The following is an 11538-nucleotide window of genomic DNA, read 5'->3' on the forward strand; positions in this document are numbered from 1 at the left end:
CCCCGTAACGGGGAGGGAGGCCGGACCTTTTCGCCTGCCGGTGGCCGGGGCCACGACGACGGGGCCTCTAGCGGTTGTCGATCAGGCCGCCGAAGCCGCCGCCGCCGTTGTTGTTGCCGCCCTGCTGCTGGCCGCCACCGCCGAGGGCGATGAGGTTCACGGTCTGGCCCGTGTTGACCGGGGTACCCGGCGCCGGGTCGGAGCGCACGACGATCGCGTTGCCCTCCGTCGAGCCGGTGACCACGCCGAGCCGCAGGTTGGCGCGCCGCAGCTCCTCCTTGTACTGGTCCACGGTGAGGTTGTTGAAGTTGGGCACCACGGTCTGCGCCGAGGCCTTGGCGATGGTGATGTTCACCGACTTGCCCACCTCGACCTGTTGGCCCGGATCGAACTGCTGGTTGACGACCGTGCCCGGTACGGCGCCGGGCGACTCGGTCTCCGTCACGCTGCCGAGCCTGAGCCCGGCGTCCGTGAGGGCCTTGATCGCCTCGTCCTTCTGCTTGCCCCTGAGGTCCGGCACCGCGGCCTTGGAGATCTCCTTGGCGACGGTCAGCATGACGACGCTGTTGCGCTCCGCCTCGCCGCCGTTCGGGCTCTGCTCAAGGACGGTTCCGGCGGCGCGCGCGGATTCCTGGGCCTTGCGTTCGACCTGCAGGCCCTTCTCCTTGAGCAGCTTCTCCGCGTCCTCGAACTTGAGGTTGACCACGCTGGGGACCGCCACCTTGGGCGCGCCTGTGGAAACCGTCACCGTGACGGTGGAGCCGTCGTCGACCTTGGCGTCGGGCGCGGGATCCTGCTTGCAGACGATGCCCTTGGGCTGGTCGTCGCAGGGTGCGTCGGGACCCTTGACCACCTTGAGACGGCTGTTGGTGCCGCTCTTCTGCGCCTGTTCGAAGGTCTGGCCGATGAGTTTGGGCACGGCGGGCCGGTTGTCGGCGCCCTCGCCGAAGAGCGAGCGGCCGATGAGGATCGCGCCGACCAGGACGAGGATGCCCGCCGCGACGAGCAGGACGGTGGACGCCTTGCTCTTCTTCTGGCGGCGGCCCGGGCCCTGGTCGTAGCCGCCATGGCCGTATCCGCCGTCGCCCGGGGGCATGGGCGGCATCATCGACGTCTGGCCACCGGGGTCGGTGGTGCGCAGGGCGGTGGTGGGCTGGTCGTAGCCCTGGTGCCCGTAGCCGTGCCCCTGGTCGGGATAGCCGTAGCCGGCCGCGCCCATGGTGGCGGCGGCGGCGACGGGCTGGCCGTCGAGGCAGGCCTCGATGTCGGCGCGCATCTCGTCGGCCGACTGGTAGCGGTAATCGGGGTCCTTGACCAGTGCCTTGAGGACGATGGCGTCCATCTCGGGCGTGATCTCGGGGTCGAAGTTCGACGGCGGCTGCGGCTCTTCCCGTACGTGCTGGTAGGCGACGGCCACGGGGGAGTCACCGACGAACGGGGGCCGGACGCTGAGGAGCTCGTAGAGCAGGCAGCCCGCGGAGTAGAGGTCGGAACGCGCGTCGACCTGCTCGCCCTTGGCCTGCTCGGGCGAGAGGTACTGGGCGGTGCCGATGACGGCGGCCGTCTGCGTCATGGTCATGCCGGAGTCGCCCATGGCGCGGGCGATGCCGAAGTCCATGACCTTGACCTGGCCGGTCCGGGTCAGCATCACGTTGGCGGGCTTGATGTCGCGGTGCACGATGCCGGCGCGGTGCGAGTACTCAAGGGCCTGGAGGATGCCGATGCACATCTCCAGGGTGCGCTCGGGCAGCAGCTTGCGGCCCGAGTGCAGCAGCTCGCGCAGGGTGGAGCCGTCGACGTACTCCATCACGATGTACGGGATGGAGATGTTGTCGACGTAGTCCTCGCCGGTGTCGTAGACCGCGACGATCGCCGGGTGGTTCAGCGACGCGGCCGACTGGGCCTCGCGCCGGAACCGGGCCTGGAAGGACGGGTCACGGGCGAGATCGGCACGCAGGGTCTTGACGGCGACGGTACGGCCGAGCCGGGTGTCGTGGGCGAGGTAGACCTCGGCCATGCCACCACGGCCGAGCACGTGGCTCAGCTCGTACCGGCCGCCGAGGCGACGCGGCTCTTCCATAACGTTGCAGCCCTCTCCGTCAGTCCCGACCGCACCTGTGTGTGGTCCGGCGGTGTGCTGTTCGCGCAAAGGCTACCGGCCGATCGTCCGTGATCGGTTCGTGGCCACAGGCTGATACTGGACCGGTACCGTACGCTCGGACCCGGCCGGAATTCTGTGATGTGAGTCACCGCACTCCGGACCGTGATCCCTCGGTCACCCCTGGCTGTTCAGTACCGCCTTCATGACCGCCTTGGCGACGGGAGCAGCCAGACCGCCACCGCTGATGTCCTCACGGTCCGCCTCGCTGTCCTCGATCACGACGGCGACCGCGACGGGCGAGGTCTTGTCCGGGGTCTCGGCGTAGGAGATGAACCAGGCGTACGGGCGCTTCTTGTTGCCCTCGCCGTGCTGCGCCGTACCGGTCTTGCCGCCGACCGTCACGCCGCTCATCTGGGCCTTGGAGCCGGTGCCGTTCTGGACGACGTTGACCATCATCTGCTGCACCTTCTCCGCGTTGGCGGCGGAGAGCGGCCGGCTCATCTCCTGCGGCTCGTGCTTCTCGATGATGTCCAGGTTGGGGGCCTGGAGCTGGTCGACCATGTACGGCTTCATCAGCTTGCCGTCGTTCGCGATCGCGGCGGTGACCATGGCCATCTGCAGCGGAGTGGCGGCGGTGTTGAACTGGCCGATGGAGCTCTGGGCGTTGCCGTCCTTACCCATCTTCTTGTCGTAGATGCTGGCGAACGCGCGGACCGGCACATCGATCTTGTCGTTGTTGAAGCCGAACTTCTCCGAGGTCTCCACCATCTTGTCGCGGGTGACCTTGTCGCCCATGTTCGCGAAGACCGAGTTGCAGGAGATGCGCAGCGCCTCGTTGAGGCTGGCCTTCTCGCAGCCCTTGGCGTGGTTGATCATCTCGGTCCGGGTGCCGGGCAGGAAGTACGGGTCCGGGGTGTCCGTCGGGGCGTTGATGTCCTGGACGACGCCGTGTTCGAGGGCGGCGGCCGCGGTGACCACCTTGAAGGTGGAGCCCGGCGGGTACGTCTCGCGCAGGGCGCGGTTGACGAGGTTCTTGTCCTCGCTGTCCTTCAGTTCGGACCAGGCCTTACCGTCGGCCGTGGAGTTGCCGGCGAAGCGCGAGGGGTCGTACGAGGGCGTGGAGACCAGGGCCAGGATCGCGCCGGTGCGCGGGTCGATGGCCGCGACGGCGCCCTTCTTCGTGCCCAGCGCCTCGAAGGCGGCCTTCTGGGCCTCGGGGTTCAGCGTGGTGACGACGTTGCCGCCCTGCTTCTTCTCCCCGGTGAACATGCCGATGGTGCGGTCGAAGAACAGCCGGTCGTCGTTGCCGGTGAGGATGCCGTCCTCCAGGGACTCCAGCTGGGTGGAGCCGAAGGCCTGGGAGGCGTACCCGGTGACGGGAGCCCAGAGCTCGCCGTTCGTGTAGGTCCGCTTGAACTTGTAGTCGCTGCCGTCGGTCACCTTGGAACCGGTGATCGGCTCGCCCTTGACGATGATGTTGCCGCGCTCGGTCGCGTACTGGGCGATCTGGACCCGGCGGTTCTCCTTGCGGGTGCTGAGCTCCTCCGCCTGCACGTACTGCAGCCAGTTGGTGCGGATCAGCAGGGCGAGGACGAGCAGCCCGCAGAACAGCGAGATGCGGCGCAGGGGCTTGTTCATGACGGACGGACCACCTGGGTCATCTCGGAGTCGGGGGACGGGGCGGGGGCCGGTGCGGGGCGGCGTGCGGTGTCGCTGATCCGGATGAGGATGGCGATGAGGATCCAGTTGGCGAGGACGGAGGAACCGCCGGACGCCAGGAAGGGCATCGTCATGCCGGTGAGGGGGATGAGGCCCATGACGCCGCCGGCGACCACGAAGATCTGGAGCGCGAAGGCGCCGGAGAGGCCGATGGCGAAGAGCTTGCCGAAGGGGTCGCGGGCGGCGAGGGCGGTGCGCACGCCGCGCTCGATGATGAGCCCGTACAGCAGGAGGAAGGCCATCACCCCGGCGAGGCCGAGCTCTTCTCCGACGGTGGAGAAGATGAAGTCGGAGTTGGCGGCGAAGCCGATGAGGTCGGAGTTGCCCTGGCCCCAGCCGGCGCCGAGCACCCCGCCGGAACCGAAGCTCATGATCGACTGGCCGACCTGCTCGCAGGCACCCGAGGTGGTGTAGCAGGCGAAGGGGTCCAGCCAGGCGGTGACGCGGACCTTGACGTGGCTGGCGAAGGTGCCCACGACCACGGCGCCGCCCACCGACATGAGCAGGCCGATGACGATCCAGCTGGTGCGCTCGGTGGCCACGTACAGCATGATCACGAACATGCCGAAGAAGAGCAGCGAGGTGCCGAGGTCGTTCTCGAAGACGAGGACGAGCAGGCTCATCGCCCAGATCATCAGGATCGGGCCGAGGTCGCGGCCGCGCGGCAGGTAGAGGCCCATGAAGCGGCGGCTGGCCAGCGCGAGCGCGTCGCGCTTCACCATCAGGTAGCCGGCGAAGAAGATCGCGATGACGATCTTCGCGAACTCACCGGGCTGGATGGAGAAGCCGCCCACGCTGATCCAGATCTTGGCACCGAAGACATCGGCGCCGAGGCCCGGGATGACGGGCAGGATCAGCAGGACCAGGGCGCCGGCCATCGAGATGTACGTGAACCTCTGCAGGACGCGGTGGTCCTTGAGGATCAGCAGGACGGCGGCGAACAGGGCGATGGCGACCGCCGTGTACATCATCTGGCGGGGCGCGGATGGGGAGAACCCGCCGAAGGCCGTCTTCGCGAGGTTCTGCAGGCGCCTGGACTGGTCCAGGCGCCAGATCAGGACCAGGCCCAGCCCGTTGAGGAGCGTGGCGAGCGGCAGCAGCAGCGGGTCGGCGTACTTGGCGTACCGGCGCACGACGAAGTGCGCGATCCCGGCGAGGGCGCCGAGGCCGAGGCCGTAGAGGAACATGCCGGGGGGCAGCGTTCCGTTGATCGCGAGGCCCACGTTGGCGTAGGCGAACATCGGGATGAGCACGGCGAAGCCGAGCAGCAGGAGCTCGGTGTTCCGCCTGCTCGGCAGCTCGATGGCGCCGATGGTGGTCGTATTGGTGACAACGCTCATGGTGTGGCAGGCCCCCTGCGCCCGCGTATGTCTACTACTTGCCGCACAGCCCGACCAGTTGCTGCTCCTCGGGAGTCAGGCTGGGGGCGGGCGTCTGGCTGTTCTGCGCCTCGGCGCTGCGGCGTTCCTCGTCCTTCTTGCAGGCGGACACCTGGACACCGAGATCGTCGAGCTTCTTGCGCGCCGCGTCGAAGCTGTTCTCGCTGATGGTGGCCTCGACCAGCTTCCGCTTGAAGGGCGGCAGGTACTTCAGTTCGATGTCGGGGCGGTCGGTGTCCACCTTGGAGAGCTCCAGCGGCCCCAGCTTCGGGCTGATGCCGCGGAAGAGCGCGACGTGTTCACCCTTCACCCCTACGTAGAACTGGGTCTGGGTCCAGCGCCAGCCCGCGTAGAGGCCACCGCCGACGACACCGGCGACGATGAGCAGGGTCAGCGTACGGGTGGTCCACTTGCGCCCTTTGCTGCGGCGCCTGCGGGGGTGGTCGTACGTGTCCTCGTAGCCGGGGTCGCCCGTGTAGGCGTCGGCTTCGCCGAAGGTGCCGTACGCGCCGGCGCCCTTGCCCTGGTCGGAGGAGTACCCGTAGCCGGTGGCGTCGCCGCTGCCGGGGGGGCCGAAGGCGCCGGCGGGGGGCTGGCCCTGGCGGCCGAGGCCCGAGGCCCGGCCGGCGGGGGTCTGCATGGCGTTGCCGCCGTCGAAGAGCTGGTGCTGGTTCTCGGCGACCGCGCCGACGACCACCGGGGTGTCGCTGACCTGCGCGGCGAGGGTGTCACCGCTGTCGGTGTCGAGGACATCGGCGACGATGCAGGTGATGTTGTCGGGTCCGCCGCCGCGCAGCGCGAGCTGGATCAGCGACTGCACGGTCTCGCGGGGACCGTGGTAGTCGGCGAGGGTCTCCTCCAGGGTCTGGTGGGAGACGACGCCGGAGAGCCCGTCTGAGCAGATCAGGTAGCGGTCACCGGCCCGGACCTCACGGATGGAGAGGTCGGGCTCGACGATGTCCCCGCTGCCGAGCGCGCGCATCAGGAGCGAGCGCTGCGGGTGGGTGGTGGCCTCTTCCTCCGTGATGCGCCCCTCGTCGACGAGGCGCTGCACCCAGGTGTGGTCCTGGGTGATCTGGGTGAGGACGCCGTCGCGGAGCAGGTAGGCGCGGGAGTCGCCGACGTGGACGAGGCCGAGACGCTGGCCGGTCCACAGCAGGGCGGTCAGGGTGGTGCCCATGCCCTCCAGCTGCGGATCCTCCTCGACCATCACCCGCAGCTGGTCGTTGGCGCGCTGCACGGCCGTGGCCAGGGAGGTGAGGATGTCGGAGCCCGGGACGTCGTCGTCGAGCTGCACGAGGGTGGAGATCACCTCGGAGCTCGCGACCTCGCCGGCGGCCTGGCCTCCCATGCCGTCGGCGATCGCGAGGAGCCGGGGACCGGCGTAGCCGGAGTCCTCGTTCCCCTCACGGATCATGCCCTTGTGTGATCCGGCGGCGAACCGCAAGGACAGACTCATGCGCACCTGCCCTGTCGACGAAGCTGCCTCCGGGTACAACCGGTCTCGAGCCACACTGCCCACCCTCCGGTCGGGAGCGCGCTCGGGTCCGTGCCCTCGGTGGGACGGATCGCCGCCGCGCGCTCGCTCCGCTCGCTCATTCTCGTACTACTTCCGCAGCTCGATGACGGTCTTGCCGATGCGGATCGGTGCGCCCGGCGGAATGGGCGTCGGGGTGGTCAGCCGGGTCCGGTCGAGATACGTGCCGTTGGTGGACCCGAGATCCTCGACGATCCACTGGCCGTCACGGTCGGGATAGATCCTGGCATGGCGGCTGGACGCGTAGTCGTCGTCCAGCACGATCGTGGAGTCGTGCGCGCGGCCAAGCGTGATCGTCTGGCCGGCGAGGGCCACCGTGGTTCCCGTGAGGATGCCCTCGGAGACGACGAGTTTGGTGGGTGCCCCGCGCCGCTGGCGCTGCTGCGGAGGCGCGGCCTGGCGGCCGCCCGCCTGCTGCGGGGCGCCGCCGGCGCCGCCGCCACCACGACGGGAGCCGCGTTGGGTCACGCGCGTCCCGAAGAGATCGCTGCGGATGACCTGAACGGCCACGATGACGAACAGCCACAGAACGGCCAGGAAACCCAACCGCATGACCGTCAGGGTCAGCTCTGACATTGCCCCCGCTTCACCCTTCGGCTTGCCGATAAATGATGGTGGTGCTGCCCACGACGATCCGCGAGCCGTCGCGGAGCGTAGCGCGGGTGGTGTGCTGCCCGTCCACCACGATGCCGTTGGTGGACCCGAGATCCTGGATCGTCGAGGGCGTTCCGGTCCGGATCTCACAGTGCCGGCGGGATACGCCGGGGTCGTCGATCCGCACGTCGGCTTCCGTGCTTCGGCCGAGTACGAGCGTGGGGCGCGAGATCTGGTGGCGGGTGCCGTTGATCTCGATCCAGTGGCGCCGGGGACCACCCGGGCCGGCCGCGGGGGCCGGTCCGGCGGGTCCGCCCGGAGCGGGCCGCCGAGCGCCGGGTCCGCCGGGGGGCGGGGCGCTGGGCATGGGCGGGGCCGCGACCGGGGGGTACCCGTAGCCGCCCTGGGCCGCCTGACCACCCTGCTGCCCGCCCTGGGGGGCCTGCGGCTGGGAGGTGCTGGAGGCGAGGGTGCGGCTGCGGACCCGGTACAGCCCGGTGTCGAGGTCGTCGGCCTTCTCCAGGTGGACCTTGATGGGGCCCATGAAGCTGTAGCGCTGCTGCTTGGCGTAGTCGCGGACGAGGCCCGCGAGCTCGTCACCGAGCTGCCCGGAGTAGGGGCTCAGGCGGTCGTAGTCACCGGCGCTGAGCTCGACGATGAAGTCGTTGGGGACGACGGTCCGCTCGCGGTTCCAGATGGTGGCGTTGTTGTCGCACTCCCGCTGGAGGGCTCCGGCGATCTCCACCGGCTGGACCTCGGACTTGAACACCTTGGCGAAGGTGCCGTTCACCAGACCTTCGAGTCGCTGCTCGAACCGCTTCAGAACTCCCATGGGGCACCTCCTCCGTCACTGTCGCCCTGTACTGCTTACTGATCGTATCCACGCGTGGCGGATTCGGGTGGTTCCCCATCGTTCCTGTGAGGACGAGTGTTGGTCCTCACAAGGGATCGTAGGGGCGCCCCAGGGACAGTGTCCCGCACCGGGAGCGGAGTGCGGGAGGGGCCGTCCGCGGCGGGGTGCGTGGGTGCCGGGAAAGCGATGTGAATCCACCCCGTTCTCCGTGCTAATGTTTCGACGTCGCCAGGGGAAAGGCCCGAAAGGGAAGATCCACTGGGGCGCCGCTCGGGCGAGTGGCGGAACGGCAGACGCGCTGGCTTCAGGTGCCAGTGTCCTTCGGGACGTGGGGGTTCAAATCCCCCCTCGCCCACATCGACGAAACGGTCGTCACTGCGAAAGCGGTGGCGGCCGTTTCGTGTTTCCCCGCTTCGCGTGCGGGTGTGACGTACGTCCCTCCTCGGGGCCCCTGAGCTGCGGTCCTGTCGGAGGACGGGGTTAGGGTGAGCCAACTGTCCGAATTGTGAGACCAGTTGTGGCCGCCGGCGCCGGACGTGCGCGATCGTGCTTGCCGGTCGGTACGAGGAGTCGTGGGTGGATTTCGACGAGGAGTGGGGGCGGCTGAGGGCCGCCGCGACGCAGCGGGTGGACGCCGGGGCACCGTTGGAGCCGACCGCACCGGCGCGTGAGCCGGATCATGCCGGTGAGGTGGATGCGGAGGCGGCCCGCGAGGCGGTGCTGGAGCGGCTGGCGGATTTCCGCAGCCGGGTGGTGCTGGTGCCGCTGGACGACCGCGCCGGCCTGTGGACGGCGGAGCTCGGCGGCCTGGACTGGATCTGCGCGTTCTCGGAGCCCCGGACCCTGGCCCGGTTCGCCGACGCGCGAGGTGAGGCGGAGCGGGAGTGGCCGTACCGGCGGATCGTCGGCGCGCGGCTGCTGGACGAGGTGATCCCGGCGCTGGACTTCCCGTGCGGGGTGGCGCTGGACGCGGCAGGGCCGGACGGGATCGTCTTCCCGCCGGTGCGGGGGCTGGTGCCGGACGGTGCGGCGCTCGACGGGGACGGACAGGAGGAGTACGCGTGAGCGGGGACGGGGCGGACGTCGATGTCTCGAAGCAGGCGCTGGGACAGATAGCGAAGGGCATCACGGACACGCTGGGCGAGCTGAAGGAGCTCGGCATGGTGGGTTCGGCCAGCATGGGCCGGGGCTTCTCGGATCTGGCGCTCTCGGGCATGGAGAGCGGGCACGAGGGCCTGACGGCTTCGATGAAGACGTTCTGCGAGCGTTGGGAGTGGGGTGTACGGGCCCTGGTGCAGCAGGGGAACCGGTTCGCGTTCGACGTCGGTCTGTCGGCGGGTGTGATGCACGAGCAGGACCAGTACATCCAGGGCAGTTTCAAGGTCCTCACGAACTCCGCGATGGGTAATCCGTACGCGTCGGAGAAGGAGATCATCGACAAGGACTGGGGCGGGGTTCTCTCCGACAACGTGTACACGCAGGTCCGGGACGCGGACTACAGCGACGAGTCCTTCGACCGGGCGCGCGAGAACAGCAAGGAAGCCTGGAAGGGCGCGGTGCGGGACGTCAACAGCTCCGACATGCTCCTCGGCAACCAGATCATCAACGCGACGGGGATGCGGGACGAGGTGGACGCGGCCGTCGACGACTGGGTCGGTCCGGCGCCGCAGCCGCAGCCGCAGCCGCAGCCGTCGGGCGGAGAGCGCTGATGACGGACTGGGGCGGTCTGCTGGACAAGGGTCTGCAGAAGCTGGACGACGGATGGGAGGAGACGAAGAAGGTCGTCGGGCAGGGCGTCGACAAGGCCACCGACGGGATCGGCGCCGGCCTGGAGTACGTCGGGGCGGACGACTGGGCGGACAAGGTCGAGGACTGGGGCGACGACTTCGCCTCGGACCTGGGTGCTTCGGTCGGCGAGCAGCAGCTCGGCCAGACCGAGCAGGCGAACGAGCTCGTCCACGGCAAGCCTGCGAAGATCCGGGAGTCGGCGAAGCACCTGAGCGACTTCCAGGGGGCGTTCGACCGGGTCGGGCAGGGCATGCGGGCGCTGGACTCGGGCCACTGGAAGGGGCAGGCGGCCGACGCGTTCCGCGAGAAGTTCGCGATGCACCCCACGGACTGGCTGCACGCCTCCGACGCCTGCGAGGCCGCCGCGGGCGCGCTGACGCGGTACGCGGAGACGGTGGAGTGGGCGCAGAAGCAGGCGCAGCAGGCCATCGACCTGTACAAGGCGGCCGTCAAGGCCGCCAAGGACGCCCACGACGACTACGCCGCCAAGGCTCACGCGTACACCGCGGCGGCTGAGGCCGGCAAGGATCCCGGACCGGTGCCGCAGAAGCCGGGCGACGTGGGCAAGGCCGACGCCAGGCGGGCCCACGAGATCCTGAACGAGGCCCGCAGGCAGCGGGACGAGGCCGCGGGGACCGTGGCCAAGGCGATGGAGGCGGCGCTGGCGCACGCCCCGAAGGAGCCCTCGGCGACGGACCGGGCGCTGGCCGGGATCACCGACCACTTCGCCGGCCAGGCGGTGGAGCTCAACCACTTCGTCGGCGGCGTGGTCAAGGGCACGGCGGGGCTGCTCAACTTCGCGCGCGGCCTGAACCCGATGGACCCGTACAACCTCACCCACCCCGCCGAGTACCAGCAGAACCTCAACATGACGCTGGCGGGGCTGGTCTCGACCGCCGCCCACCCGGAGCGGATCCCGGGCGCGCTGATCGACAGCTTCAAGAACGACCCGTCGGAGGGGCTGGGCCGGCTCGTGCCGGAACTGCTCGGCACCAAGGGGTTCGGCGGCGCCCGGGCGGGCGTGCGGCTCGCGGAGACGGCGGCGACGAAGCCGTCGGCCTGGTCGCACCTGGCGAAGCCGACGAAGGGCGTGACCGAGCGGCCCTCGATCCACGCCGACTCCGTCGGGAAGAAGGACGCCCAGAAGTTCGTCGACGACCAGTACCCGTGGCTCAAGGACATGAACCATACGAACATGCCGGGCTACCAGTACAACTGCACCAACAACGTGGTCACGCTGGACCGCCGGCTGGACGGGGTGGAGGTCTCGGCCGCGCCGAAGACCGGGCCGGGCGACATCCCGTACAAGGAGCTCGGTGTGGAACCGAGCGCGAAGAAGGTCGTCGGCAACTACGACGACATCGTCAAGGACCTGGAAGCGCGGGGGCCGGACTCGCGCAGTGTGGTCGCGATCTCCCGCCACGGCATGGCCGGCCACGTCTTCAACGCGGTGAACACCCCTCACGGGGTCGTCTTCCTGGACGGCCAGACGGGGAAGCTGGCCACACTTGAGACACACAACATCAGCGAGATCGCCCATGTCCCCTACCGCTAGCGTCGTCAGGAA

The 11538-nt window shown here is 69.4% G+C and carries 9 protein-coding genes and 1 tRNA gene; 4 read left to right on the top strand and 6 right to left on the bottom strand.

What is annotated here, in order from left to right:
• Window positions 1–67 precede the first annotated feature (67 nt).
• The 6 genes from pknB to ACWGIU_RS01190 form a co-directional block, all read right to left on the bottom strand.
• Window positions 68–2080 carry a Stk1 family PASTA domain-containing Ser/Thr kinase gene (gene pknB, locus ACWGIU_RS01165; RefSeq protein ID WP_453701616.1) on the bottom strand — a complete coding sequence of 671 codons (2013 nt, stop codon included), beginning with the start codon at window positions 2078–2080 and terminating at the stop codon, window positions 68–70.
• Window positions 2081–2275: 195 nt separating this feature from the next.
• A complete protein-coding gene (locus ACWGIU_RS01170; protein ID WP_453701617.1) occupies window positions 2276–3739 on the bottom strand; it encodes a peptidoglycan D,D-transpeptidase FtsI family protein in 1464 nt (487 codons plus the stop codon).
• Window positions 3736–5160 carry an FtsW/RodA/SpoVE family cell cycle protein gene (locus ACWGIU_RS01175; protein WP_453701618.1) on the bottom strand — a complete coding sequence of 475 codons (1425 nt, stop codon included), beginning with the start codon at window positions 5158–5160 and terminating at the stop codon, window positions 3736–3738. Before ACWGIU_RS01175 ends, ACWGIU_RS01170 begins: the two co-directional genes overlap by 4 nt.
• Before the next feature lie 34 nt (window positions 5161–5194).
• A complete protein-coding gene (locus ACWGIU_RS01180) occupies window positions 5195–6658 on the bottom strand; it encodes a PP2C family protein-serine/threonine phosphatase (RefSeq protein ID WP_453701619.1) in 1464 nt (487 codons plus the stop codon).
• Between the two features lie 147 nt (window positions 6659–6805).
• Window positions 6806–7312 (bottom strand): FHA domain-containing protein FhaB/FipA, encoded by a 507-nt coding sequence (locus ACWGIU_RS01185; protein WP_453701620.1) that lies wholly within the window; start codon window positions 7310–7312, stop codon window positions 6806–6808.
• A 10-nt stretch (window positions 7313–7322) separates the two neighbouring features.
• A complete protein-coding gene (locus ACWGIU_RS01190) occupies window positions 7323–8162 on the bottom strand; it encodes an FhaA domain-containing protein (protein WP_453701621.1) in 840 nt (279 codons plus the stop codon).
• Between the two features lie 293 nt (window positions 8163–8455).
• Between ACWGIU_RS01190 and ACWGIU_RS01195 the strand changes: the two genes are divergently transcribed.
• The 4 genes from ACWGIU_RS01195 (at window position 8456) to ACWGIU_RS01210 (ending at window position 11526) form a co-directional block, all read left to right on the top strand.
• Window positions 8456–8538 (top strand) — tRNA-Leu (locus tag ACWGIU_RS01195).
• A 221-nt stretch (window positions 8539–8759) separates the two neighbouring features.
• Window positions 8760–9248: a hypothetical protein gene (locus ACWGIU_RS01200; RefSeq protein WP_453701622.1), complete on the top strand. Its 489-nt coding sequence runs from the start codon at window positions 8760–8762 to the stop codon at window positions 9246–9248.
• Window positions 9245–9892, top strand: coding sequence for a hypothetical protein (locus ACWGIU_RS01205; RefSeq protein ID WP_453701623.1), 648 nt, complete (start codon window positions 9245–9247; stop codon window positions 9890–9892). The genes ACWGIU_RS01200 and ACWGIU_RS01205 overlap by 4 nt, the downstream gene beginning before the upstream one ends.
• Entirely contained in the window at window positions 9892–11526 is a 1635-nt protein-coding gene (locus ACWGIU_RS01210) for a putative T7SS-secreted protein (RefSeq protein ID WP_453701624.1), read from the top strand. Before ACWGIU_RS01205 ends, ACWGIU_RS01210 begins: the two co-directional genes overlap by 1 nt.
• The last annotated feature ends 12 nt before the right edge of the window (window positions 11527–11538 follow it).

It is taken from the genome of Streptomyces sp. NPDC054840 (assembly GCF_053611065.1).